Annotated in this window: 29 protein-coding genes; 18 read left to right on the forward strand and 11 right to left on the reverse strand. The window is 41.8% G+C overall.

Features of this window, described 5'->3' with window-relative positions; all coding sequences use genetic code 11:
- Nucleotides 1-44: 44 nt before the first annotated feature.
- Nucleotides 45-1,439, reverse strand: coding sequence for a trypsin-like peptidase domain-containing protein (locus WBM49_RS02870; RefSeq protein WP_424370555.1), 1,395 nt, complete (start codon nt 1,437-1,439; stop codon nt 45-47).
- 127 nt (nt 1,440-1,566) lie between these two features.
- Here WBM49_RS02870 and dapF point away from each other — a divergent pair, with 127 nt between their 5' ends.
- The 4 genes from dapF (at nt 1,567) to WBM49_RS02890 (ending at nt 4,687) form a co-directional block, all read left to right on the forward strand.
- Nucleotides 1,567-2,343, forward strand: coding sequence for a diaminopimelate epimerase (dapF, locus tag WBM49_RS02875; RefSeq protein ID WP_424370556.1), 777 nt, complete (start codon nt 1,567-1,569; stop codon nt 2,341-2,343).
- On the forward strand, nt 2,337-2,870 hold the full coding sequence (locus WBM49_RS02880) for a GNAT family N-acetyltransferase (protein ID WP_424370557.1): 534 nt from the start codon (nt 2,337-2,339) through the stop codon (nt 2,868-2,870). The genes dapF and WBM49_RS02880 overlap by 7 nt, the downstream gene beginning before the upstream one ends.
- The gene (gene mltG / locus WBM49_RS02885) at nt 2,861-3,904 is read left to right on the forward strand and encodes an endolytic transglycosylase MltG (RefSeq protein ID WP_424370558.1); all 1,044 of its coding nucleotides are present in this window, start codon (nt 2,861-2,863) and stop codon (nt 3,902-3,904) included. Before WBM49_RS02880 ends, mltG begins: the two co-directional genes overlap by 10 nt.
- A gap of 150 nt (nt 3,905-4,054) precedes the next feature.
- Entirely contained in the window at nt 4,055-4,687 is a 633-nt protein-coding gene (locus WBM49_RS02890; protein WP_424370559.1) for a hypothetical protein, read from the forward strand.
- A 46-nt stretch (nt 4,688-4,733) separates the two neighbouring features.
- Here WBM49_RS02890 and WBM49_RS02895 read toward each other — a convergent pair whose 3' ends face one another.
- Genes WBM49_RS02895 through dnaA form a run of 3 tightly spaced genes read right to left on the reverse strand, consistent with a single transcriptional unit; the run spans nt 4,734 to nt 7,357 of the window.
- Nucleotides 4,734-5,456, reverse strand: coding sequence for an SAM-dependent methyltransferase (locus WBM49_RS02895; RefSeq protein ID WP_424370560.1), 723 nt, complete (start codon nt 5,454-5,456; stop codon nt 4,734-4,736).
- Nucleotides 5,446-5,925, reverse strand: coding sequence for a low molecular weight protein-tyrosine-phosphatase (locus WBM49_RS02900; protein WP_424370561.1), 480 nt, complete (start codon nt 5,923-5,925; stop codon nt 5,446-5,448). Before WBM49_RS02900 ends, WBM49_RS02895 begins: the two co-directional genes overlap by 11 nt.
- Nucleotides 5,926-5,932: 7 nt before the next feature.
- Nucleotides 5,933-7,357 (reverse strand): chromosomal replication initiator protein DnaA, encoded by a 1,425-nt coding sequence (gene dnaA, locus WBM49_RS02905; RefSeq protein WP_424370562.1) that lies wholly within the window; start codon nt 7,355-7,357, stop codon nt 5,933-5,935.
- A 201-nt stretch (nt 7,358-7,558) separates the two neighbouring features.
- Between dnaA and WBM49_RS02910 the strand changes: the two genes are divergently transcribed.
- A complete protein-coding gene (locus tag WBM49_RS02910; protein ID WP_424370563.1) occupies nt 7,559-7,969 on the forward strand; it encodes an acyl-CoA thioesterase in 411 nt (136 codons plus the stop codon).
- A gap of 21 nt (nt 7,970-7,990) precedes the next feature.
- Here the strand turns inward: WBM49_RS02910 and WBM49_RS02915 are convergent, their stop codons facing one another.
- The 4 genes from WBM49_RS02915 to ribD are packed head-to-tail and all read right to left on the reverse strand — an operon-like array spanning nt 7,991 to nt 11,111.
- Nucleotides 7,991-8,599, reverse strand: coding sequence for an IMPACT family protein (locus tag WBM49_RS02915; RefSeq protein WP_424370564.1), 609 nt, complete (start codon nt 8,597-8,599; stop codon nt 7,991-7,993).
- Nucleotides 8,599-9,462: an EamA family transporter gene (locus tag WBM49_RS02920; RefSeq protein WP_424370565.1), complete on the reverse strand. Its 864-nt coding sequence runs from the start codon at nt 9,460-9,462 to the stop codon at nt 8,599-8,601. Before WBM49_RS02920 ends, WBM49_RS02915 begins: the two co-directional genes overlap by 1 nt.
- Nucleotide 9,463: 1 nt before the next feature.
- Nucleotides 9,464-10,066, reverse strand: a complete 603-nt coding sequence (locus WBM49_RS02925) for an HAD family hydrolase (RefSeq protein WP_424370566.1) — start codon at nt 10,064-10,066, stop codon at nt 9,464-9,466.
- Complete coding sequence (ribD, locus tag WBM49_RS02930) at nt 10,059-11,111, reverse strand: bifunctional diaminohydroxyphosphoribosylaminopyrimidine deaminase/5-amino-6-(5-phosphoribosylamino)uracil reductase RibD (RefSeq protein WP_424370567.1); 1,053 nt, start codon at nt 11,109-11,111, stop codon at nt 10,059-10,061. The genes WBM49_RS02925 and ribD overlap by 8 nt, the downstream gene beginning before the upstream one ends.
- A gap of 23 nt (nt 11,112-11,134) precedes the next feature.
- Here ribD and WBM49_RS02935 point away from each other — a divergent pair, with 23 nt between their 5' ends.
- Genes WBM49_RS02935 through WBM49_RS02950 form a run of 4 tightly spaced genes read left to right on the forward strand, consistent with a single transcriptional unit; the run spans nt 11,135 to nt 14,847 of the window.
- The gene (locus WBM49_RS02935) at nt 11,135-11,632 is read left to right on the forward strand and encodes a GNAT family N-acetyltransferase (RefSeq protein ID WP_424370568.1); all 498 of its coding nucleotides are present in this window, start codon (nt 11,135-11,137) and stop codon (nt 11,630-11,632) included.
- Between the two features lie 10 nt (nt 11,633-11,642).
- Nucleotides 11,643-12,521, forward strand: a complete 879-nt coding sequence (gene prmC, locus WBM49_RS02940) for a peptide chain release factor N(5)-glutamine methyltransferase (protein WP_424370569.1) — start codon at nt 11,643-11,645, stop codon at nt 12,519-12,521.
- Nucleotides 12,518-14,521, forward strand: a complete 2,004-nt coding sequence (gene ligA, locus WBM49_RS02945) for an NAD-dependent DNA ligase LigA (RefSeq protein WP_424370570.1) — start codon at nt 12,518-12,520, stop codon at nt 14,519-14,521. Before prmC ends, ligA begins: the two co-directional genes overlap by 4 nt.
- Before the next feature lie 20 nt (nt 14,522-14,541).
- A complete protein-coding gene (locus tag WBM49_RS02950) occupies nt 14,542-14,847 on the forward strand; it encodes a hypothetical protein (protein WP_424370571.1) in 306 nt (101 codons plus the stop codon).
- On the opposite strand, the gene ahr is transcribed toward WBM49_RS02950, so the two are convergent.
- The 3 genes from ahr to WBM49_RS02965 form a co-directional block, all read right to left on the reverse strand.
- The gene (gene ahr / locus WBM49_RS02955; RefSeq protein ID WP_424370572.1) at nt 14,844-15,851 is read right to left on the reverse strand and encodes an NADPH-dependent aldehyde reductase Ahr; all 1,008 of its coding nucleotides are present in this window, start codon (nt 15,849-15,851) and stop codon (nt 14,844-14,846) included. The two genes, WBM49_RS02950 and ahr, sit on opposite strands and share 4 nt — an antisense overlap.
- 181 nt (nt 15,852-16,032) lie before the next feature.
- Nucleotides 16,033-16,947: a bifunctional metallophosphatase/5'-nucleotidase gene (locus WBM49_RS02960; protein ID WP_424370573.1), complete on the reverse strand. Its 915-nt coding sequence runs from the start codon at nt 16,945-16,947 to the stop codon at nt 16,033-16,035.
- Nucleotides 16,944-17,702, reverse strand: a complete 759-nt coding sequence (locus tag WBM49_RS02965; RefSeq protein WP_424370574.1) for a 5'-nucleotidase C-terminal domain-containing protein — start codon at nt 17,700-17,702, stop codon at nt 16,944-16,946. Before WBM49_RS02965 ends, WBM49_RS02960 begins: the two co-directional genes overlap by 4 nt.
- A gap of 79 nt (nt 17,703-17,781) precedes the next feature.
- Here WBM49_RS02965 and WBM49_RS02970 point away from each other — a divergent pair, with 79 nt between their 5' ends.
- The 9 genes from WBM49_RS02970 to WBM49_RS03010 all read left to right on the forward strand — a co-directional run.
- Entirely contained in the window at nt 17,782-18,315 is a 534-nt protein-coding gene (locus WBM49_RS02970) for a DUF6913 domain-containing protein (RefSeq protein ID WP_424370575.1), read from the forward strand.
- Nucleotides 18,316-18,317: 2 nt separating this feature from the next.
- On the forward strand, nt 18,318-19,205 hold the full coding sequence (gene dapA, locus WBM49_RS02975; RefSeq protein ID WP_424370576.1) for a 4-hydroxy-tetrahydrodipicolinate synthase: 888 nt from the start codon (nt 18,318-18,320) through the stop codon (nt 19,203-19,205).
- Nucleotides 19,206-19,315: 110 nt separating this feature from the next.
- Entirely contained in the window at nt 19,316-20,158 is an 843-nt protein-coding gene (locus WBM49_RS02980) for an outer membrane protein assembly factor BamD (RefSeq protein ID WP_424370577.1), read from the forward strand.
- Entirely contained in the window at nt 20,155-20,490 is a 336-nt protein-coding gene (locus WBM49_RS02985; RefSeq protein ID WP_424370578.1) for a DNA-directed RNA polymerase subunit omega, read from the forward strand. Before WBM49_RS02980 ends, WBM49_RS02985 begins: the two co-directional genes overlap by 4 nt.
- The gene (gene coaBC, locus WBM49_RS02990; RefSeq protein ID WP_424370579.1) at nt 20,491-21,696 is read left to right on the forward strand and encodes a bifunctional phosphopantothenoylcysteine decarboxylase/phosphopantothenate--cysteine ligase CoaBC; all 1,206 of its coding nucleotides are present in this window, start codon (nt 20,491-20,493) and stop codon (nt 21,694-21,696) included. It abuts the gene before it with no gap.
- Nucleotides 21,689-22,582 carry a DUF4835 family protein gene (locus WBM49_RS02995; RefSeq protein WP_424370580.1) on the forward strand — a complete coding sequence of 298 codons (894 nt, stop codon included), beginning with the start codon at nt 21,689-21,691 and terminating at the stop codon, nt 22,580-22,582. Before coaBC ends, WBM49_RS02995 begins: the two co-directional genes overlap by 8 nt.
- Before the next feature lie 61 nt (nt 22,583-22,643).
- Entirely contained in the window at nt 22,644-24,296 is a 1,653-nt protein-coding gene (gene recN, locus WBM49_RS03000; RefSeq protein ID WP_424370581.1) for a DNA repair protein RecN, read from the forward strand.
- 48 nt (nt 24,297-24,344) lie between these two features.
- Complete coding sequence (locus tag WBM49_RS03005; protein WP_424370582.1) at nt 24,345-25,157, forward strand: enoyl-ACP reductase FabI; 813 nt, start codon at nt 24,345-24,347, stop codon at nt 25,155-25,157.
- Nucleotides 25,158-25,218: 61 nt separating this feature from the next.
- A partial coding sequence (locus WBM49_RS03010) for a glycosyltransferase (protein ID WP_424370583.1) occupies nt 25,219-25,627 on the forward strand: 409 nt, incomplete at its 3' end.

Raw genomic sequence — 25,627 nt, forward strand, 5'->3', positions numbered from 1 at the left:
GCGCAACAAATATTGATGCGCTTTTTCTATTTTATGATTACGACTTATTGAAAAATATACCTCATACGTTCACCATCCTTATTGATGATCGTAAAGAGGGTTTTGCCATTTCTGGAGATCCTTCCAAATAGAAATCTCGCTTCCTGAATATCGTCTATGGTTTCACCGTTTACCTCCAGTATAACCTTTCCTTCCAGGTCGTACTCCCTATAGGTTTCCGGAACACCGATAACTTTTACACCCTTGTCTGTTTTATAGACCTTCTTATCATTTTCTGAAAGATTTCTAACCTCCAACCCCATGACAGGCAATTCTACTTGTTGTATTTTTTTTAGGGTTACCGGGACCTCCAGAAGATCGCCATCTCTTTCTATGGACACCGCTACAATATCGCCGGGACGTTTGGTAGACAGATACCCAGTAAGATCAGCAAATTTTCGCACTTTAATGTCATCCACTTGTTTAATGATGTCTCCCCTCATTAACTTGGCATCTGCTGCGCCAGAACCTTCTTCAATGCCATCTATGTATACACCTTCAATCTCATTGATCCCTTTTTCAATAGCATAGGGAGTTTTTAGTCCCGGGGCGGTGATCCCCAACAAGCCTTTCTGAACATTCCCGAATTCTAAAATATCTCCTACCACCTTTTTAGCAATATTACTGGGAACGGCGAATGAATAACCCACATAAGAACCTGTTTGAGAAGTAATGGCCGTATTGATCCCAATGAGATCTCCATTGGTATTGACCAGTGCCCCACCGCTGTTTCCTGGATTTACGGCAGCATCTGTCTGGATAAAGGACTGGTCCGCACCGCTAAGAGCTCTGGCTTTGGCACTTACGATCCCTGCTGTTACCGTAGAGGTAAGGTTAAATGGGTTCCCTACCGCTAAAACCCATTCTCCAACTTTAGTGTTGTCCGAATCACCAAAAGCCAGATAAGGTAGGGTATTGTCAGTGTCTATTTTTATTAGGGCGATGTCTGTATTTGGGTCCGACCCGATAAGTTCTGCATCGTATGTTTTGTTGTTATTTAAAGTAACCTTGAGTTCACTGGCCTTAGCAATTACATGGTTATTGGTAACTATATACCCATCAGATGAAATAATTACACCAGAACCTGTGCCAATTTGTGGCACCTGCCTTCCCCCGGATCCATAGAAAAAGTCCAGGAGACTAGAGGGTTCAGAACTTATGGTCATGTTTTTGACGTGGACAACTGCATTCACTGTTTTTTCTGCGGCATAGGTGAAATCGGCTTCATTCACGCCGCTTCCCGGGCTGGTAGCCGTGTGATTACTAGTTTGAAAAACGGGCATTTCATTACCGGTAGAGGTAAAAACTGGTTTGGCATTCTCTACAAAAAGCACATAGGCTCCCAAGGCGATGGCACCTCCAAAAATGGCTACCAACAATAAACTTGCTATTCTTTTCATCTTTTTAATCTGTTTTAATTTCTCTTAAAATTAAAGGTAATTCACGGGAACTCATTTTCCTTTAACTCCTTTTTAACTGCTAAAAATACCTTAAATAATGTCCTATCTTTGTACCTTGTTTTGTGCTATGGATCTACATTTTCACAAATACCAGGGAACAGGTAATGATTTTGTTATCATAGATAACAGACAATCTCATTTCCCCAAAAATGATACCAATTTGATCGCGCGTTTATGCGATCGTCGATTTGGCATAGGGGCAGATGGGTTATTACTGCTAGAGGATGACAATTCTGCAGATTTCACGATGATCTACTACAACGCCGACGGAAATTTGGGAACTATGTGTGGTAATGGAGGTCGCTGTCTGGTGTCCTTTGCTCATTCCCTAGGAATCGTAAAGGATAAGACGCATTTTATGGCAAGTGACGGTTTACACGAAGCTACTATTACAGGAGATCAGGTATCCTTAAAGATGACGGATGTAGATAAGATCAATAAAAAGAGAAATGCCTTTTTTCTGAATACAGGATCCCCTCACCATGTGCAGGTAGTGAAGGATCTCACTAATTTTGATGTGGTAAAAGAAGGGAGAAGGCTGCGGTTTGGCGTCTATGGAGAAAAAGGAAGCAATATCAATTTTGTAGAACAACTCTCCGAAAATACTTTTATGGTCCGAACCTATGAGCGCGGGGTGGAAGATGAGACCTTTTCATGTGGTACAGGTGTTACCGCTGTTGCTTTGGCCATGTATTACGCAGAGAAAACCAGCAGTACCGAAGTACACGTGCGAACAAAAGGTGGGGATCTTAGTGTGCGTTTTACCGCTGTGCAAAAAGGATTTAAGGAAGTTGTGTTGCAAGGGCCGGCATCATTCGTTTACAAAGGAACATTACAATGGTAAGTCTTATCGGAAAAAAAGTGGTGTTGCGCGCCTTAGAACCTGATGATCTCGATTTTCTTTACACCCTTGAAAACGATACGGGGCTATGGGAAATAAGTGGCACCCAAACCCCTTATTCCAGGCATATCCTAAAAAAGTATCTGGAAAATTCGCACAAGGATATTTATGAGGTAAAACAGCTGAGATTAGCCATATGTGATAAAAAAGAAGCCTTATTGGGACTTATTGATCTGTTCGAATTTGATCCTAAAAACCAACGTGTTGGACTAGGCATTGTGGTTCTTAAAAATAAGGACAGAAATAAAGGCATAGGAGCGGAAGCTATCGACCTGGTAACGTCATTCGCTTTTTCATCATTACAGCTAAGACAGGTCTATGCCAACGTGCTTGAAGACAATATGGCCAGTATTCATCTATTCAACAAATTAGGTTTCTCTCAATCCGGGATGAGAAAGGAATGGATACGATCTGATGGCCAATTTAAAAATGAAATCCTTTTTCAAAAGTTTAATCCATCATGTATCTAAGAAAAATTATTCTCGCTGTTTTACTGTTAGGACTAGTCATAGGAGGGATCTTTGTGTACTATGTTTACGGGGTATTTTTCTCTCCAAATACAGCCTTTCAAAACGAAGAGGCTTTTGTGTATGTTCCCTCTAATGCCAATATGACAGACATTCAGGAGCGGTTAGGTCCATTGTTGAAGAATTACGCATCATTTGAAGCAGTAGCAAAAAGAAAACAATACACGGAGCGTGTAAAGGGCGGTAAATATGTTCTGAGAAAAGGAATGAATAATAATGAGATCATTAATGCACTTCGCAGTGGTAATACCCCGGTCAAGGTGTCATTTAATAATCAGGAATCACTTGAAACGCTGGCTGGCAGGGTGGCTCAGCAGATAGAAGCAGACAGCCTTTCCTTGATGGATGCCTTCCGGGATCTTACTTTTTTAAAAGAACAGGACGTTAATCTGGATAGTAGCCTGGGACTTTATATTCCCAATAGCTATGAATTCTTTTGGAATACCTCTGGGGTCGATTTCAGGGACCGGATGGTAAAGGAGTACCAAAGATTCTGGAATGAAGAAAGGCGGAATAAAGCCCGCTCAGTAGGCTTGAGTCCTGCTCAGGTTACTTCCCTGGCAGCTATCGTACACAAAGAGAGTGCAAAAGTGGATGAACGCCCCAGGGTTGCAGGGGTATATCTCAACAGATTGCGTAAAGGAATGTTGTTACAAGCCGATCCTACCGTAATTTATGCCTTGAAACGCCAGCTCAATAATTTTGATACCATTATACGCCGAGTACTGTTTAAGGATCTTACCATAGATTCACCTTATAATACATATAAATATGCCGGCATCCCTCCTGGACCAATAGCGATGCCAGATATCTCTGCTGTTGACGCAGTATTAAATGCAGAGGATCACGATTATTATTACTTCGTGGCAAATGTTGAAAACTTTGGGTATCATAAATTTGCCAAAAACCTCCAACAACACAACCGGAATAAAGAGCAATACATCCGATGGATTAATAGCCAAAATATTAACAGATAGGCATTTTGTCGATAAATAACATCTGTTAATCGTAAAAATATCATAATTGTGACCTAAAGGTGAGGTTGTAAGAAAAAAGCTGCCATATCTTTGTAGTGTGAAATTTAAGCAAAACCCTTTTCGGTTTTTAAGTCTTAAGAAAACACAACTATGAGAAAGTGGATAAGTGTAATCTGTCCTCTTATCATGATTTTAATGTTGGCAAGTTTCGGAACTTCCCCCAAAAAGATTATTCAAGTTCCAGAATCACTGCTCGTTAAAGAACCTACGCTGGTTTTGTTTCCCAAAGACAGAACCATTATGCCTGCCTCCATGGTGATACCGCCCTTTGTGGGTAGTTCCTTTGTGGGATTTAAGGAGGCGCTGGCCTTTAAAGAATCTCAAGGCGATTATTTCACCATCAATACGCTGGGCTACCTGGGTAAGTATCAGTTCGGAATAGGAACCCTTCAATTAATGGGTGTTTACAACGCTACCAAGTTCCTAAACGATCCCACTTTACAGGAAAAGGTCTTTAGAACCAATTTAGCGAGAAATAAGTGGATCCTGAGAAAGGACATCCGCAGATTCGTTGGAAAGCGAATACGTGGCATTGAGATCTCCGAATCGGGTATTTTAGCAGCTGCCCACCTTGCAGGTCCTGGAAATGTCAAAAAATATCTTCGCTCTTACGGACAATTAGATGTAGCGGATGCTTATGGCACCAGTATATCACACTATTTGAAGAAGTTTTCGGGCTATGATGTATCCATCATAACCGCTAAAAGAAATCCAAAAGTATAATCTTTTAAGAACCCTCTTTAAAGCCCGATGATTCATTGGGCTTTTTTTATGCCAGAATCAGAAATATGGCAGGCCTTTTATGCAGCTCAGGACTCTGATGGCGCCATTCGGCAATGGTCTTTGTGCTGATAAATTCGGTGGGAAGGGTGATGTCTGCCGCCAGACATAGTAAGGTGTCCGGGGCCAGGTATTTAGTGACATCCAGAAAGAGCTTGTCATTGCGGTAAGGAGTCTCCATAAAAAGCTGCGTTTGATTTCTTTCTTTTGAGAGTTTTTCCAACATTTTCAGACTTTTTTTTCGTTCTCCCGATTCAATGGGAAGATACCCATTAAAGGCAAAGCTTTGGCCGTTAAGTCCGCTGGCCATTAAAGCCAGGAGAATGGAGGAGGGACCCACCAGTGGCACCACTTGTATCCCTTTTTCATGGGCCAGGCGCACCACATCTGCCCCGGGATCTGCCACACCGGGACATCCGGCTTCAGATAGTACTCCAATATTTAGTCCGTTCATACACGGATCTAAAAAGGCGGGGATCCTCTCTGGTTCTGTAAATTTATTGAGTTGCTCAAGATGCAAGTCGGGTTGAGACTTTCGGGGAAGGATCTTTTTTATAAAATGCCGCGCGGTCTTTTCATTTTCAACGATAAAGTAATCGATAGATTCAATGGCGCGTTTAATTGAAATAGGCAATACCTCCAGCGGTTCAGTTTCGCCCAGGGTAGTTGGGATAAGGAATAATTTCCCTTTGAAATGTTCCTTATTTTTCATGCGGTTGTTTTTTAGAAGATGTTAATTCCGGAAGTAACACATTACACGCCTTGTCAATCAGATCGTAGACTTTTTCAAAACCCTCTTGTCCGCCGTAGTAAGGATCGGGACCTTCAGAATAGGGCAGACCCGTGCCTTCCAGAAGTAACCTTACCTTCTTTTTATGGGCTTCCGACGGGGCTAAGGCGCAAACATTGATATAATTTTCACGGTCCATCACAAGAATATGATCAAAGGCAAAATAGTCGTCCTCTTTAAATTTCCGGCATCGTTGTCTGCTGATATCTATATGGTGTTCTTGAGCAACCTCTACGGAGCGGGGATCGGGACCTTTTCCTATATGATACCCTGCAGTGCCCGCAGAATCTACAAAGACATTTGAGCTGTCTGCTTTAGAACGCAAAATACCTTCTGCTAATGGTGATCTGCAAATATTTCCCAGACATACCATTAACACCTTTATTTTCATGGGAGTATTAGGAAAATTTCTTGGTCAGGTCTTCAATATACTTCCTGAACTGTTTGTCTGTCTCGGCCAGATTATCTACCGTCTTACAGGCATGCAGTACGGTGGCATGGTCTCTTTTTCCAATTTGAGATCCTATGCTGGCCAGAGAAGCTTTTGTAAATTTTTTCGCGAAGAACATGGCAAGTTGCCTTGCTTGTACGATATGGCGCTTTCTGGTCTTGGATTGAAGCGTAGCTACATCCATTTCAAAATAATCGGAAACGACTTTCTGGATATAGTCAATAGAAACTTCACGTTTCGTATTCTTGACGAATTTTTCGACCACTTGTTGTGCGAGCTCCAGGGTTACTTCACGTTTGTTGAAGGAAGATTGGGCAATAAGAGAAATAATGGCCCCTTCTAGTTCACGAATATTGGTTTTAATATGTTTGGCAACGTACTCTATGATATCATCGGGCATTTCAACCCCATCCCGGTATAATTTATTCTTCAGGATAGATATCCTGGTTTCGTAATCAGGATTTTGCAATTCGGCAGAAAGTCCCCATTTAAAGCGAGACAAAAGTCGTTGCTCTATGTCCTGCATATCAACCGGCGCCTTGTCTGAGGTAAGGATCACCTGCTTTCCATTTTGATGGAGATGATTAAATATATGGAAGAATACATCTTGTGTCCCCGATTTGCCGGATAGGAACTGTACATCATCTATGATCAGTACATCTATCAATTGATAAAAGTGAATAAAATCGTTTCGGGTATTCTTTTTTACTGATTCTATATACTGTTGGGTAAATTTCTCGGCTGATATATAAAGCACAGTGCGCTCCGGGTATTTATCCTTAATATCTACCCCTATGGCGTGTGCAAGATGCGTTTTTCCTAATCCCACCCCGCCAAAAATCAAAAGAGGGTTAAAAGAAGTACCTCCTGGCTTATTAGCAACTGCCATCCCTGCCGAACGAGCCAGCCTGTTAGAGTCACCTTCCAGGAAATTTTCGAAATTATAATTTGGATTAAGTTGGGATTCTATCTTGATGTTCCGTATTCCAGGAATCACAAACGGATTTTTTAACTCGGGATTCTTAGACTTAATAGGAACATCCATTTCCTGAGTCAGTACGTTGCCTCGGTTGGCACTAGGGATCCGTTCTGTAAAGGGTTCCTTGTTGCCATAGGTATTTTCCATTTTTATGATATACACCAACTTGGCCTGTTCACCAAGTTCTTTTGTCAGAGCAACTTTTAGTAGTTTAACATAATGTTCCTCCAGCCATTCGTAGAAGAATTTACTGGGAACTTGAATGCTGAGTGCTTTTTCTGAAAGTTTTACAGGTTTTATAGGCTCAAACCAAGTCTTGAATGCCTGCGGTTGGATGTTATCTTTGATAAATGCCAAACAATTGTTCCATACGGAATTAGCAGTAACACTCATTTTAAGAAATCTCTATTTAGTGGTTAGCGATTTAAGTCAGTTGGTCCAAGGAATATCGGAGGATGCTTCCTTTTAGAGTGAGACAAATATGTGAACAAAAAAGCTAAAAAAAAAATCATTTGAGGTTGAATTTATGCTTTTTTTTTCGCATGTTCCGGTACAATTCACTTCATCCTTAAATATATAGTTTTTAACTGAAAAATGGTACATCAAAATACTTTTTCTTTCCGAGTCAGATATAGCGAAACCGATCAAATGGGTGTGGTGTATCACGGAAATTACGCACAATACCTCGAAATGGGACGAGTGGAATGGTTAAGGTCCATGGGATTCTCTTATAAAAAGATGGAAAATGAAGGCATAATGTTGCCGGTAATCTCGTTAAAAATGGAATTCAAGAAATCTGCTACCTATGATGATCTGATCACTGTGAACACCAAATTGATAAAATTACCCATGGTACGGATTGAATTTGACTATAAAATACAAAACGAAGCGGGTGATCTGCTGCTTACAGCCAATACCGTGCTCGCTTTTATCGACATGAAAACCGGTCGGCCTACGAAATGCCCTCCCCAAATATTGCAGTACTTACAGGATCAGGGATTTTAGTTTAAAAGTTGCGTTGATCTGTTACTCCTTAACCAGTACCTCTTGAATGGCTTCAAATTTGCCTTTGATCTTTTGGAAATCACTTTTTGGTAGGGATAGACAGATTTTACACTTCATATCCATCGTTTGAGAAACCACGCGAAGCGAATGTTTTTTTACAATTCGCATCACTTTGTTCATGGAGACGTATTCAAATTCAAGGAATAGGGTTGCCATTAATTTCTTGCGCACGACCTTAGATTCCGTTAATGTCATTTGCGCTGTTGTTCTATAGGCCGAAACCAGTCCGCCCACACCAAGTTTTGTGCCGCCAAAGTACCTAACCACGGCTACTAGAATATTGGTGAGTTCAAACGCCTGTATTTGTCCGTAGATGGGAGTGCCTGCAGAATGAGAGGGCTCTCCATCATCGTTTACACGGTAGGATGTTTCTCCAACTCCCAATTGCCAGGCATAACAAACATGATTAGCTCCCGAATGTTCAGTTCTAAGGGTATCCAGCAACTGTTTTATATCCGTTTCCTGTTGTACGGGATAGGCGTACCCCAAAAATTTGCTGTTTCGATCTTTAAAAAGAACACCGGTTGTTGCAGTTTTGATTGTTTTGTAAATGTCCTGATTCTTTTCCATTAGAAGATCGCTACCAATAAAATACTAAAGATCGCCATCATAATACCTACCCAATTCTTTGCACTTAAGACTTCTTTAAAAAGCAATATTCCTAAAAGAGTAGAGAACATTACAATGGCCACATTATTGATCGTAAAAATGGAGGCACTGTTAAGGGCCTCATTTTGAAGTGCCCGTAGCAGAAAATAAATGGAGAAAAAATTAGGGACCCCTAGGGCAATTCCACCCAGAATACTTCGGGGGAGTATTTGCTCAGGGGATCTAAAGTGTTTGAAAATGACAAAGACAAGCCCACAAAGGGCGGCACTGGCAAAAACGGTGGAAGAAAAGACGGGAAACTCCTCTGAAGGCACCATATACTGTTCGGCATATTGGATGCTGGCATCAATGACCCCCGATCCAAGAAAAACAAGAAGTGGCAGATACAAAGACCTGCGGGTAATTGCCATTGAACCTTTCTTTACGGAAGTAAAATACACTGCCGTAAGCGCCAGTAGTATCCCGAGCATTTTTAAGGGGCCCAGGTCTTCTCCGTAAAAAATCACCCCTAAAAGCACGGGGATCGTTAAGGACATTTTTGTGGCAACGGAAGCCACAGAAACCCCAAGTATCTGAGAGGTTCTCGCCATTAAATTAAAAATAATTATGAACAATAACCCCAGAAAAAGGGTGCCAATAAACCATTTTTTAGTAGGAATCTCAGCTAAGTGCAGTCCGGTATCCGAAAGAATAAAGCCAACAGAACAGGCGGTAATATAATTCACGATAATGGCATACAGGGTTTGTACGCGAAACCTGGCGTAAAGTTTAAAGATCACAAAGATTAGACTAGAGCATAGGATACTCAGTGCCAGGTCTATCATATCATAAATGCGAATTAAGTTCTGTGACCTCTTCTTTGCCTACATTTAAATGCCAGGTTCTAAACCCAAGGCGCTGCGCACTTTGTATATGAATAAGCGTATCATCAACAAAAAGTGTTTCATTTGCTTGTAATTCATGTTGTCTTAAGATGGTGTTGAAAATCTCCTCTTCAGGCTTTGCCATCCCAAGAAGATGAGAGAGATAAAAGCCTTCAAAGCACAACTTAAAAGCATTGTACTTTTCAATTCCCATGTGCGTTTTTACTTTATCAATATGGAGTTCATTCGTATTACTTAATAAGAATAATCGGTAGTTTTTTTTTAGTGCAAGATTTTGAAGGAATTGAAGTCTGGTTTCAGGGAAATCTAAAATGATGGCATTCCACGCTTTAATGATTGCTTCTCTTGTTATACCTGGCAGTAGTTGCCCGGCTGTTTTTAAGAATTCTGCCGTTTCTATGTCACCTCTTTCATACGAGTTTGCAAGAGACAACAGGCCATCTGGAATTTCAGTGAATCCCGCACTCGCTAGGGTTCTAATGGTGGCAGATTTGTCGAGATTGATAAAGACATCCCCAAAGTCGAATAGTATATTCTTAATCATTTCGCAGAATTTTTAGGGAGTCGGACCCTACTTTCAATTCGTTAACCTCTTTTCCTGAGATCACAGGTGCCTTAAGTCCTTTTCCAAAAGATTGGTTGCCGGTAAAGATCCTTGCCTCATCCCAAAGATTTGCCTTAATAAAAGCTTTAAGCGTCATGGCACCACCTTCTACAATTAGACTTTGTATGTTCCTCTTGAATAAAACCTCACAAATCTGCTTACCAATATCCCTGGAGAAATCTATCCCTTCGTAATGAACACCGGGCTGAGTAGTTTTCTGAATATTTTTCTGTGTAAAGATCACGGTATCAGTACTATTATCAAAGATATGATAGGCACTGGGTGTTTTCAGGTCCTTATCCAGGACGAATCTTAGGGGCGACCTACCCGCCCATGATCTTGTGGTTAATTTGGGGTTGTCCAGAAGAACCGTATTAGTGCCCACCAAAATGGCCTGCTCCTCACTTCTCCATTGGTGTACTTTTTGACGGGAATAAATATTTGTGATCCAGACAGGATGGGGCTCGTTTGCATCTGATTTTTTCTCGGGGGCGATAAAACCATCAAGGGTTTGTGCCCATTTAAGGATGATATAGGGTCGCTTCTTTTCATGGAACGTAAGAAACCTTCTGTGATGTTCCCTGCAGTTGCTTTCCAAAACGTCTGTAATTACTTCAATGCCTGCTGCCACTAGTTTTGCAATTCCTTTACCAGCTACCTTATCATGAGGGTCTTTTACACCGATGACGACTTTGGGGATCTTGGCTGAGATGATCAAATCTACACAAGGGGGTGTTTTCCCATGGTGGGCACAGGGCTCAAGGGTCACATAGAGGGTAGATTCTTTAAGCAGCTCCTTATTTTTTACAGATTGGATGGCGTTCACTTCTGCGTGTGGCCCTCCAAAAGGACTGGTAAATCCTTCTCCAATGATAATATCCCGATGTACGATAACACAACCAACCATAGGGTTGGGCGCAGTAGTCCCCAGGCCGTTTTTGCCTAGTTCAATACTTCGCAAAATATATTTTTCATGTATCTTCACCTCGCAAAAATAGGATATTAATAATGATTTCAGATGCCCTTAAAATCAGGGATATAACAGCCGCAGACAACGCCCAGTTAGCGAAGCTTATCCGCACTGTTTTAGAGGAACACCAGGTTACTAAGATTGGAACTACCTATGCCGACCCTATACTGGATTCTTTATACGAATATTACGATAAACCCAGAGCGGCATACTTTGTTGTGGAGCGGGGAGATACAATTCTTGGAGGTGGCGGAATAATTACCTTAGAGCGGTATGACGGGAATGTTTGCGAACTGCAAAAAATGTACTTTTTGCCGGAGGCCAGGGGGTTGGGTATGGGCACCAAAATGTTGAAACACTGTTTAGACAGAGCGCAGCAGGAAGGTTTTGAATCTTGTTATCTAGAAACCATGCCGCATATGACCAACGCTCTATCACTTTACGAAAAATGGGGTTTTGAATACCTGCAATCTCCCATGGGAGATACTGGTCATCATTCTTGTACGGTATGGATGCTTAAAAAATTGAGACCCTGATATTCTTGTTATGTTGCTAAAGGAAATAAAAAATATATTCCACAAAGAATTGGACCATCAATTTGGTAAATCTGAGGTAGCGCATTTCTTTTATTATTTTGTGGAACACTATTTAGGACTGCCTCGCTTTCATTTGGCTATTCATCCCCAGTGGATTATCACAAAAGAGGAAGAATCTCACTTTTTTAAAGGTCTCGCCGAATTAAAAAATGGAGTGCCTGTACAATATATTTTGGGTTCCACCACCTTTATGGACCTGCGCTTTATGGTAAATGAGCATGTGTTGATCCCAAGGCCCGAGACAGAAGAATTGGTCCAATGGGTAATAGAGGACCATAAAAGCTCCAAAAAAATGCTGAATGTATTAGATATTGGAACCGGAAGCGGGTGTATTGCCATTGCCTTGGCAAAGTACTTGCCGAGCGTACATGTGACCGCGCTCGATGTTTCAAAAGAAGCTTTGGCTGTGGCCAGATACAACGCAAAGGTAAACAAGGTGAATATGGAATGCCTTGAGGCCGATGTCCGAACTTTGGAGATTGGGGAGGATGCCTATGACATTATTATTTCCAATCCACCCTATGTGCTCGAAAAGGAAAAGCCTAAGATGCAGGATCACGTAAAGAATGCTGAGCCCGCTTTAGCGCTATTTGTCCCAGATTTGCAACCTTTGATGTATTATGAATATATTGCAAAAGTGGCTAAAAAAGGCCTGAGAAAAGGGGGAGGACTGTACCTGGAGATCAATGAACAATTTGGTAAAGAAGTGAGCAAACTGTTGAGGTCACATAATTTGATGAATATTGAAGTAAGGCAAGATCTCCATGGGAAGGATCGTTTTATAAAATCTGAAGTATACCAAAAATCCGACTTACAAGGTAACCTATGAATATTGAAGAGCAAATCAAAAGACTAAGGGAAGAATTACACGAGCATAATTACAACTACTATGTTTTAGATGCGCCTGTAATATCGGACTATGAATTCGATATAAAGTTAAAAGAGCTTCAAAAGTTGGAGGAGGCACATCCGGAGTTCAGTGATGCTTCATCTCCAACAATGAGGGTAGGGGGTACGGTTACCAAAAACTTTAACACTTTGGTACATGAGCAGCGAATGTATTCCCTGGATAACTCCTATTCTAAAGAAGAATTACTGGAGTGGGAACAACGGCTAAAGCGTAATTTAGGAGATATACCTATACTTTTTACTTGTGAGCTAAAGTACGATGGAGCCTCCATAAGCCTGAGCTATGAGAACGGGTCGCTCGTTAGAGCCCTTACCAGGGGGGACGGATTTCAAGGCGATGAAGTAACTGCCAATGTTAAAACCATTCGTTCTGTTCCCTTGCAGCTAAGGGGAGACTACCCCTCTAAATTTGATATACGCGGTGAGATAATTTTACCATTAGAAGGGTTCGAAAAAATGAATGAGGAGCGTATTAATAATGGGGAAGATCCATATATGAACCCCAGGAATACGGCATCCGGAAGTTTAAAATTGCAGGATAGTACTCTGGTGGCAGAAAGACCTTTAGATTGTTTGTTGTATGCCCTGGTTGGCAGAGATCTTCCGGCGGGGACCCATTTTGAACTGCTCAAAAAGGCCCGGAGCTGGGGTTTTAAAATTCCCATGGAGGCAAAGTTATGTTCGTCAATGGAGGAGGTTGTTTCCTTTCTGGAATACTGGGATGTTCACAGGCATGAATTGCCTTATGAAACTGATGGGGTAGTAGTTAAGGTCAATAATTTGCAACAACAGGAAGAATTGGGCTTTACTGCCAAATCGCCTCGTTGGGCCATTGCCTATAAGTTTAAGACTGAACAAGTAAGTTCAGTCCTGGAAAAGATTACGTATCAGGTAGGGCGAACCGGTGCAATAACCCCGGTAGCTAATCTTCAGCCGGTACTATTGGCCGGTACTACCGTAAAGCGCGCTTCCCTGCATAATGCAGATCAGATAAAAAAGCTCGATATCCGGGAGGGGGATACAGTTTTTGTAGAAAAAGGAGGGGAAATTATCCCTAAAATTGTGGGTGTCGACCTCACAAAAAGGCCTGTAACATCTGTTCCCACAGTATATATTACTCATTGTCCTGAATGTGGTACCGCACTTCAAAGAGAAGATGGTGAAGCGCAACATTTCTGTCCAAATGCAGTAGGCTGTCCTCCACAGATCACAGGCAGAATCCAGCATTTTATTTCCAGAAAGGCTATGGATATTGATGGGTTGGGGGCGGAAACCGTAGAACTGTTATTTAAAGAAGGACTAATTGAAAACTATGCAGATCTCTATACCCTCACCAAGGAACAGATCATCCCTTTGGAACGGATGGCAGAAAAATCGGCTGAAAACCTGGTACAGGGCATCGCAGATTCTGTACGGATTCCATTTGAACGGGTGTTATTTGCGCTAGGGATCCGTTTTGTTGGAGAGACCGTGGCAAAGATTCTCGCAAAAGCCTATAAAAATATCGATGCCTTGATGGTAGCATCTCCAGATGAACTGATGCAGGTCAATGAGATTGGGCAGCGTATAGCGGAAAGTGTTGTTTCTTTTTTCCAGGAGGAAAAGAACAGGCAGATCATAGACCAATTAAAAAAGTATGGTTTACAATTTTCGCTAACCGAGGAACAGTTGCAAAACCAGACAGAGCTGCTAAAAGGGTGCACGCTCGTAGTCTCTGGGGTTTTTGAAAATATAGAGCGCACTGAGCTCAAAAAGCTCATAGAGGATAATGGGGGAAAGGTCAGTTCTTCAATTTCCTCGAAAACTTCGTACCTGGTGGCCGGTAATAATATGGGACCAAGTAAGCGTGCTAAGGCAGAGTCGCTGGGTGTCCCTATTATCTCAGAGGCCGATTTTAAGAAATTGATAGAAAAGACATAGTATTTAAATGTGCCTTCACAATGAACTTAGTACACAGTCTTCAAGATTTTTACACCCTGGTAGAATATGCGGCAACGCCGCCTAATGATTGGTCCGATGAGGGTGCTGCCTTGTGGTGGGATGCCAAAGGAAACTGGGAGAAGTCTCATGAATTAGTAGACTCCCTTAGCACCCCTTCCGCATGCTGGATACATGCGTATCTGCATCGAAAAGAGGGCGATCAATGGAATGCTGGCTATTGGTATCGCAGAGCCCAAAAACCTATTCCTCAGATTTCGTTGGCAACCGAGTTTGAAAATTTAGTTGCTGCACTTCTGCTTCCCTAGGCTTTGAGTACAATTCGATACCGGGCTTTGCCTTTTTCTAAATGTTCCATGGCCTCATTTACTTTTTCCATGGGGAATTCTTCTACCATGGGGTAAATATGGTGCCTTACGCAGAAATCTAACATAGTAGCTGTAAGAGCAGGGCTGCCCAGTGGACTGCCGGCAACCGATTTTTCGCCCATGATCAGTGAAAATGCCGGGATGGCCATAGGCTCCAGTACCGCGCCTACAGTGTGCAGTCTGCCTTTTGGCGCCAGGGCACCCAGATAGGAATCCCAATCAAGGCTTACATTGGTTGTATTTAGGATAAAATCTAAAGATCCTTTAATGCTCTCCAATTCTTCTGGTTTTTTTGAGTTGATAACCTTCGTGGCTCCCATTCCGAGTATCTGTTCTTTCTTATCGGGATTGGAACTAAAGGCAATGACCTCGCAGCCCCATTTATTCAGGAACTTTAACGCCATATGACCCAGACCCCCTATCCCGATCACTCCAACTTTATCGGTTGGTTGAACGCCGGCTAAAATGATGGGGTTAAAAACTGTGATCCCACCACATAGTAACGGTCCGGCTTTGGCCATATCTATCTTTTTAGGCAGGGGAACAGTCCAGGACCAGTGGCCTCTAACGGTATCAGCAAAGCCACCGTGCCGCCCAACGATCGTAGATTCAAGACTATAGCACAAATGATGCTGCCCTTCCATACATTGTTCACAGTGCATACAGGAAGCGGAGTTCCATCCTAATCCAACCTTGTCTCCCACCTTCACTTTTTTTACCTTGTCTCCGGTGGCTATTACTTCCCCAACTATTTCATGACCCGGAACAAAGGGGTATTGGGTCATGCCCCATTCATTATTGAGCATGCTAAGATCAGAATGGCAAATGCCGCAATAATGTACTTTTATATCAACTTCCTCGCTGCCCAATGGGCCCAGTTCATAAGAAAATTTCGATAATGAACCGCCAGCTTCCTGGGCGGCATAGGCATGTACCTTACTCATATATACTATATTTAGATTAATTATAAAGATACGGGATAAGAATAGATTTAAGGCCAGGTAATCTCCAGATCATTTTAAAAATAACCTTAATGTAAAGTAAAATTTTCGCAGTAGATGTCCTACAAAGTTGAGATTTGAACTAGAAGCTCACTTTTAACGATATAGTAGATCAGCATCTGACCTACACGGAGATGGATATTCCCTCCGCATTACTTTTTTTGGAGTCCTCAAAGTAAAAATCAATTCGCCCCAGATTGATTCCGTAACATCCTACCTGATTAATCAATACTGCCTGGTCTCTTCTGTTATTGCGAATAACCGGTCTTTCCAGAAAAGTGTGGGTATGGCCACCAATGATCAGATCTATGTTTTCAGTTTTGGAAGCCAGGAGCACATCACTAGGGGTTTGAGGATCATTTTTATATTCGTATCCCAGATGAGAAAGACAAATGACGAGGTCACATTTTTTGTCTTCTTTGAGTTCACGACTCATATCCTGGGCTATCTCAACCGGATCCAGGTATTTTGTCTCCTTATATAGTTTTTTTGTGACCAATCCGTCTAAAGCTATGCCCACACCAAAAACACCCACTTTTAGTCCGTCTACCTCAAAAATTTTGGAAGGAGCAGTGAAACCATCCAGGACGGTGTTGCTAAAATCATAGTTAGCCGAAAGAAAATCAAAATTTGCATAAGGCATTTGAGCTAGCAGACCATCAACCCCATTGTCAAAATCATGATTGCCAATGGTTGCCGCATCATACTTCAGGGCACTCATCAATTTAAATTCTAATTCCCCCCCGTAAAAATTAAAATAGGGCGTTCCCTGGAAGATATCCCCCGCATCCAGGAGCAGGGTATTTGGATTTTCATTCCGTATCTCAGAGATTAGGGTAGCCCTTCTGGCCAATCCACCTAAATTTGGAAAGCTAGCGTGGTCTTGCGGGAATGGGTCTATATGACTGTGTACATCATTGGTATGTAAGATGGTGATATGTTTTTTTGAAAACGACTTACAACTAGTTAATAAGCCGCCGCCAAGACTAACAAATCCTGCACTCGAGAGTGTATTTTTTACAAACGATCTGCGTCTCATGGTTGCTTTATTTGAATAAAACGATCATCTACCTTGGCTTCTAAAGTATCTACCTTTTTAAAATAGTCTATCATCGCATTTCTCAGGAGATAGTCTAATTCGGTTACGCTTTTGTTGTCCTGCAAGAAGTCCATATTGCCTCCACCTTGCAGCAGGTAGTCTATGGTACCCACGTAATAGGTTTTGTTCTCATCGAAAGGCTTCCCCTGTATGTTGACAGATTGCAAGGAGCCTTCTTTATTAAGGATAATCTGCATCCCACTGATAGGTTGAGGCCTGTTAGATGCAATTAAATAACTGATCATTTCCCTGACCGCTTTTCCCGGAAGTTCAAGGACCACAATATAGTTCTCAAAAGGCATTACTTCAAAGGCAGTTCTGGAGGTTACATTGCCCGCGGAGATAACATTGCGTATGCCACCGTAATTGAGCATTACAAAATCTATTTCATGACCGGATCTAAGACTAAAGATGGGCTGGGCTTGTTGGTATAAAATATCGGCCATGAGATTACCTTCCGAGCTGTTTAAAGTGCCATCTGTTCTCACAATGGCATTTGGGGCATATGCCAGGACGCTGTCTAGCACGGAATTAATTCGTGAACGATACGGCGCCACAAAGTTTTCAATGGAATCGTTGGGTGATAAATCTGAAGTGATTCCAAGCTGTTCCCCCTTTATGGCAGTTAGCTTTGGCGGACGTTGAGTACAGGCAGTAAGAAGAACAATTGTTATGAATACAACAAAAAGTTTCATATTTAAAATATCTAAAGGTGATAACTTAGCCACGTAAATTGCAGGGAGAATAGTTATCTTTACCGAAACGTAAAGATAGATGTTTTTACAGGGACTCAAGGACAAATTCAAGCAGAAATCTGGGGAGAAATATCTCAAGAACGAACTTTTAAAAGTTCAGGATCTTGAAAGGAATTTAAAGGGAATAAAAAAAGTGGGAGTCATTGTTGATCTGGACACATTTCAAGAGTCAGATCTTTTTTACCAGTTTATTGAGATGTTCAGTTTAAGACCAAATGCCGTTAAAATTATAGGTTACAAGGCATTTTATGATAAGAATTCGCCTTATGCAACGCCTGTTTTTTCAGATAAGGACCTGGGGTGGGGTGGTGCCGTGGAAAATAGTTATGCCCTTGAGTTTTTGACCAAGGAGTACGATCTGCTGCTGAATTATTACACGCAGGATACCCTGATCATGAAACTCATGACGGCAAAGACAAAAGCAAGAATTAAGGTTGGTTTTGCAGAGTTAAATCCGGCTTTGAATGATTTGATATTACAAACCCGGCTACAAGATTTTAATACTTTCAAATCAGAGCTAAAGAAGTATTTAAAAGTAATGAACGAAGTATGAGTATGGAGCAATTATATGGAACGGGAGTTGCCCTGGTGACCCCTTTTAAAAAGGACGGTTCTGTTGATGTAGAAGCACTCAGGCGGGTGGTGCGCTATTCTATAGACGGTGGTATAGATTACCTGGTGGTGCTTGGAACTACAGGCGAATCCGTTACCTTAAATGCGGAAGAGAAAAAATTGGTTGTTGCAACAGTAATCGATGAGAACAAGGGAAGCCTGCCCCTGGTGATAGGAATAGGAGGGAATAACACCTCCTTGCTGGTAGAAGAATTAAGAAATGCAGAATTAGATGCCTTTGATGCGGTACTATCTGTATCTCCTTATTATAATAAACCTACCCAGGAAGGGATCTACCAACACTATAAATTGTTAGCATCGGTATCTCCAAAACCTATTATTTTATACAATGTACCCGGAAGAACCGGTAGCAATGTTCTTCCCTCAACTGTTGTGCGCTTGGCACAAGACTGTCCCAACATTGTCGCTATCAAAGAAGCTTGCGGAAATATGGACCAGATCAGGCAACTGCTGAAAGAAGTGCCTGCCGGCTTTTATGTGATATCTGGAGATGACAGTACCGCCCTGCCCACGGTGGTAGAGGGAGGTATTGGCGTAATTTCAGTACTGGGCCAGGGAATGCCCGTAGAAATGAGCAAAATGATGCAGCTTGGACTCAATGGAGACTATGAAGATGCTTTTCAATTGCACCATGCCCTCAGCCCGGGAATGGATCTGATTTTTGAAGAAGGAAACCCTGCCGGGATCAAAGCAATTTTTGAAAGCCTGGGAATTTCAACCGCTGTGGTGCGCTTACCATTGATAGAGGCAACACCGGCTTTAAAGGCAAGGATTGCCAACTTTGTGAGGTCATTTGCCGTATCCATATGAGAAGTATTCGTTAAATCTTCCTCAAAATGAGTTGTTTAAAGGGCTAAACACACTATGTTTATAGTGATTTTTTAGTTTTTTATTCCACTTAGAATCCTTAATTTTGCAAAATGTTTTTGAAGTACCGAATCTTGCTTATGTTGGCCGTCGTGGCTATTTTGTCTCAGTCTTGTAATGAATACCAGAAGGTATTGAAGAATGAAGATGTAAAGGCGAAGTACGACCTGGCTGAAAAATACTATGAGGCCAAGGATTTTAAAAGAGCCAACCGGTTATTTGAACAAATCGCGCCCAAATATGTGGGGAAACCTCAAGGTGAGCGTGTTCAATTTTTCTTGTCGGACACCTACTACAAAGTTAAAAATTACAATTTTGCAGGGTATCAATTTGAACGGTTTTTGAAATCGTATCCCAAAAGTGACAAAGCAGGAGAGGCTTCATTCTTAGGAGCTAAAAGTTATTATATGTTGTCTCCCAGTTACTCCCTGGATCAGACGGATACAGAAAAGGCCCTTGGAAAACTGCAGAATTTCATCAACAGTTATCCGGAATCTGAGTTTTTGCCGGAAGCTAATGCAATGGCCAAGGAACTTACTACCAAAAAAGAGAAAAAAGCCTTCGAAATAGCTAAACAATTTACCAAATTAGGTAACTCCTATATACTGGACTACAGTGTCTCCGCAGTAGCTGCCTTAGATAATTTTGTTTCTGATTATGCTGGAACAATTTACAGGGAGGAGGCTCTTTACCTAAAGTTAGTTGCTACCGCCAACCTGGCGATAAACAGCACCTTAAACAGGAAAGAGGAACGATTACAGACTGCAGAAGCGGCCTATAATAACCTCCTGAAATATTACCCCAATACCAGCTTTTTGAAAGACGCTGATAATTTACTTGAGAAAGTAAGTAAAGAAATGATCCGTTTTAAAGAACAAGAAATTTTATCCAAATGAATATGAACGATTTAAAGAATTCTAAGGCACCGGTTTCTACGGTAACTATCAATAGGAATGAATTCGATCAGAAGACCGATAACATTTACGAAGCAATCTCTATTACTGCTAAGAGAGCCATTCAGATCAATTCAGAGATCAAAAAGGAACTTTTAGAAAAATTGGAAGAATTTGCTACTTACAGCGATAGCCTCGAAGAGGTTTTTGAGAATAAGGAGCAGATCGAAGTTTCTAAATTCTACGAAAAACTGCCGAAACCACACGCTATGGCCATCACAGAATGGTTAGAAGACAGAATCTACTACCGCAATACTGAGAAAGACGATCAATAAATGTTAGCCGGCAAAAAGATCCTTTTGGGAGTTACCGGAGGTATTGCCGCCTATAAGACCACATTCTTAGTACGCTTATTAATAAAAGCCGGCGCCGAGGTTAAAGTAATTTTAACGCAAAGCGCCGTTTCTTTTGTCACCCCCTTAACGTTAGCCACACTCTCCAAAAATCCTGTACATCTCGACTTCGTAAATGAAGCGGATGGAACACTCGATTGGAATAATCACGTAGAACTTGGCTTGTGGGCAGACCTAATGATTATTGCGCCGGCAACTGCCAACACCTTATCCAAGATGGCCAATGGCAGTAGTGACAATCTTCTCCTGGCAACTTATCTCTCTGCCAAATGCAAAGTGTTTTTTGCTCCGGCAATGGATCTGGATATGTATCAGCATCCTACTACCAAGGCCAATTATCAAAAATTACAGTCCTTTGGAAATATAATGATCCCAGCTACTTCTGGTGAATTGGCAAGCGGATTGGATGGCGAAGGGCGCATGGAAGAGCCGGAAAAGATAGTTGAATTTATAGAAGACTACCTAAAAGAAGGCTTGCCGCTCTCGCATAAAAAAGTTCTAATCACCGCAGGCCCAACCTATGAGGCCATAGACCCTGTGCGTTTTATTGGCAATCACTCCAGTGGTTTGATGGGTGTAGAACTGGCAAAAAAAGCGGCCTCTTTGGGAGCAGATGTGGTCCTTGTGTTAGGTCCATCGGCAATCCAGATCAATGATACATCCATTCAGGTGATACGTGTTACCTCAGCAGACGAGATGTACGTTGCCGTAATGGAAAATTTTAAGAATGCCGAAGTGGTCATAGCCGCAGCCGCCGTTGCGGATTACAAGCCTAAAAACCGGGCAAAAGAGAAAATCAAAAAATCTTCAGATTCTCTGAACATAGAGCTTGTAAAAAATAAGGATATCCTGCTTTCTATGGGGAAATCCAAGACGGGTCAGTATTTGGTTGGATTTGCTTTGGAAACGGAAAATGAGTTGGCTAATGCCCTTCAAAAATTAAAAAAGAAAAATCTGGATGCCATCATTCTCAATTCCTTAAAAGACGAAGGGGCAGGCTTTGGCGGTAGCACCAATAAAATAACCATTATAGACAAGAATTCCTCAATTAAAGCGTTTGAAGTAAAGACCAAAGCCAAAGTTGCTTCGGATATTTGGAAAGAAATCATCTCCAAGATGCATGCGTAAATTAGTAATCCTCTTTTTAGTTCTGCTTGTGTCCTCTGCTGTTACAGGACAGGAACTCAATTGCGTTATTACGGTAAACTCGGATCAGGTTAGCCAGACCAATCAACAGATCTTCAGGACGCTGGAACGTTCCCTAAATGATTTTGTGAATAAAAATAAATGGACCAACCGGGTGTACAAGGAAAATGAACGCGTAAATGCAAGAATGTTCATTACCGTCAACAAATTTGAATCCAACAGGTTTGAGGCCAATATTCAATTACAGTCCTCTCGCCCGGTCTTTAACACCTCCTATGAGAGCCCTGTATTTAATTATAAAGACAACCAGTTTAATTTTGAGTATATAGAATTTCAACCCTTGATCTATAACCAAAACGTTTTTGAATCAAACCTGGTGGGTGTTATGGCTTACTATGTATACATTATTCTGGGTCTGGATGCAGATACCTATGCCCTGGAAGGCGGCACAGATTTTTACAAGGAAGCGCAAAAAATAGTTACCCAGGCACAAGGCAGTAACTTTGCTGGCTGGAGCCAATCGGCCACTGATAATCGCACGCGATTTGTCCTAATAGATAACTTGCTATCTAACACTTTTAGGGAATACAGGATTGCCATGTACAACTACCATCGCAAAGGATTAGACATTCTGGGAGACAATAACAGTACAGGCAAACAAGTGATCTCGGGTTCTATGCGATTGTTCGAAACTCTTATACAGCGCAGACCTAACGCTTTTTTGATCCAAACCTTTTTTGATGCTAAATCTGAAGAGATCCTCAATATTTTTTCTGATGGTCCTCAAGTAGATGTCGTCGCTCTAAAAAACACTTTGAATAAAGTAGCACCCTTTTATTCCTCTACCTGGAATGAGATAAAATATTAAGTTCCTCCGTTTTTTTACAGCACATAATCGGTTATCTTTACGCTACATTTAAGCGAAGGATTTGCTCACACACCTCACCATAAAAAACTATGCCCTGATTGAAGATCTATCGGTCTCCTTTCAGAAAGGTTTTAGTACCATAACCGGAGAAACAGGGGCCGGGAAATCAATTTTTTTAGGTGGTTTGTCGCTGGTGCTTGGAAAGCGGGCCGACCTTAGTTCGTTGCGCGACAAAGAGTTGAAATGTATCATAGAGGCCGAATTTGAAATAGAACAATACGGGTTAAAGTCCCTTTTTGAAACCTATGATCTCGATTATGATCTGAGAACCATCCTAAGACGAGAGATCCACCCCAATGGCAAGTCGCGGGCATTTGTAAACGATTCTCCCGTAAACCTGGATGTAATGTCACAACTGGGACAACGCCTTATTGACATACATTCACAACACCAAACCCTGGAGCTTACTGAGAATGAATTTCAGCTTAAGGTGATAGATGCCCTGGCAAATAATTCTCAAATACTCTCTGCATACAAGGAACATCTAAAAGTGTTCGAAGGGGCGCAGAAAGAGTTGAATCGCCTTCAGGCATTACTGGCCGATGCAGAAAAAGAACAAGACTACAACACCTTTTTATACAGTGAATTACAAAATGCTCCTTTGCAAGTTGGTATACTTGAAGAGCTGGAAGCCTCGTACGAAGAGCTCACCAATGTTGAAAGTATTTTAGAACAGTTATCCAACAGCCATCAATTACTCGATAATGAAGAAATAGGGATACAAGCCTTGCTTACTCAATGCAAGCATAGTATCTCCAAACTGGCAGGTTATGGAGCCGTTTATGCCGGATTATCTGAAAGAATTCAATCCGTATTTCTAGAGCTAGACGACCTTAGTTCGGAGATAGAAACACTGCAGGAGCAGGTGACGCCTAATCCCGGCCTTTTGGAAGAAGTAAACGAAAAGCTGCAGTTACTTTATAACCTTCAAAAAAAGCACAATGCAGCAAGCATAGAAGAATTGCTGCTAGTAAAAGAAGATCTAGCCAGTAAAATAAGTACCTCTGAGAATATTGAGCACGAGATGGAAGCACAGCAAGCGCTCATCGCAACTACTAAAAAGGAACTGACGTTACTGGCCGGGGAGTTGTATGAAAGACGAATAGCCGTAGTGCCCACACTAAAAAGTAAATTGGAATCTTCTCTGCAGCCCCTGGGTATGCCCAATGCTTCTTTTGAAATTAAATTTGTACAAACAGAATCTTTTCAGAATACGGGGAGAGATCTATTAATCTTTGAATTTTCTGCAAACAGAGGTGCTGGTTATGGGTCTTTAAAGAAAGTAGCATCTGGGGGAGAGCTTTCCAGGATCATGCTGGTGATAAAGTCAATTTTGGCAACCTATGAAAAATTGCCTACCATGATGTTCGATGAGATAGACACAGGAGTTTCTGGTGAAATTTCAAACAACATGGGAGATATTATGCAACAAATGAGTGCCAATATGCAGGTTTTTTCAATTACTCACCTGCCACAGGTGGCCTCCAAGGGGGACCATCACTTTAAAGTTTACAAGGAAGACGATGGTGAAGTAACCAGAACCAGGATGAAAAAACTTAGTCCGGAAGAACGAGTGGTTGAACTTGCAGAAATGCTGGGAGGAAAGTCATTGTCCGATTCTGCCATGGCACATGCCAAGCAATTGCTCAATTAATTATAAATTAAATATCTTTAAAGCCAACATTAACCTAAGAATACACACATGGGATACAACTTGCTCAAAGGAAAAAAAGGAATCATATTCGGAGCTTTAGATGAGAACTCTATAGCCTGGAAAACGGCTGAAAGAGTGCATGCAGAAGGAGGTAGCTTTGTGCTCACCAATGCACCTATCGCCATGCGCATGGGGCAGATAAACGAATTAGCTAAAAAGACGAATTCGGAGATCATACCAGCCGATGCTACCAGTGAAGAAGACCTTGCCAACTTGGTTGCCAGGGCAATGGAAATATTAGGTGGGAAACTAGACTTTGTCTTGCACTCCATCGGGATGTCTGTAAATGTCAGGAAAGGACGTTTGTATACCGATGAGAAATACGATTTTACAGCAAAGGGATGGGATGTATCCGCACTCTCTTTTCACAAGGTGATGCAAAGTTTATACAAAGCAGATGCCATGAATGAATGGGGAAGTATTGTAGCCCTTACTTATATGGCAGCACAACGGACGTTTCCGGATTACAATGACATGGCCGATAATAAAGCGTATTTGGAATCGGTAGCACGTAGCTTTGGATATTTCTTTGGGAAGGAGAAAAAGGTACGAGTAAATACTATCTCTCAGTCTCCGACGCCTACTACCGCAGGACAGGGTGTTAAAGGCTTCGATGGTTTTATTGCGTACGCCGAAGAAATGTCGCCCTTAGGAAATGCCACGGCGCTCGATTGTGCCAATTATACAGTTTCTCTCTTTTCTGACCTCACCAAAAAAGTGACCATGCAAAACCTATTTCACGATGGAGGCTTCTCCAACACCGGGGTGAGCCAGGAAGTTATTGAACGATTTACAGACTAAGCATTTATACACCATAATAAGGCCATCCTCATACGGATGGCTTTTCTTTTAGCACCGCAATATGGATCTCTCCTTTTCGTTGATTATTCCAGTTTATAACAGACCAGAAGAAATTAGGGAACTGCTGGAGAGTCTTCTGGACCAGAACTACAAGGAACCCTATGAGGTGGTGATCGTTGAAGATGGATCACAAATCAGGGCTGAGGAGGTTGCTGATGCTTTTAAAGACAAACTCAATATTTCTTATTATTTCAAAGAAAATAGCGGACCAGGGGACTCCAGAAATTATGGAATGCGCAAGGCTGAGGGAAATTACTTTATAATCCTCGATTCAGATTGTTTGTTGCCTCCTACTTACCTGGAAAGTGTTTCAAGAGCGCTTCAGGACCATTTCGTAGAATGCTTTGGGGGCCCGGATACAGCACATCCGAGTTTTACGGCAACCCAAAAGGCCATCAACTATGCTATGA

Origin of the sequence: Muriicola sp., assembly GCF_049669965.1 — a bacterium.
In the GTDB taxonomy this organism is placed as follows: Bacteria; Bacteroidota; Bacteroidia; order Flavobacteriales; family Flavobacteriaceae; genus Muriicola.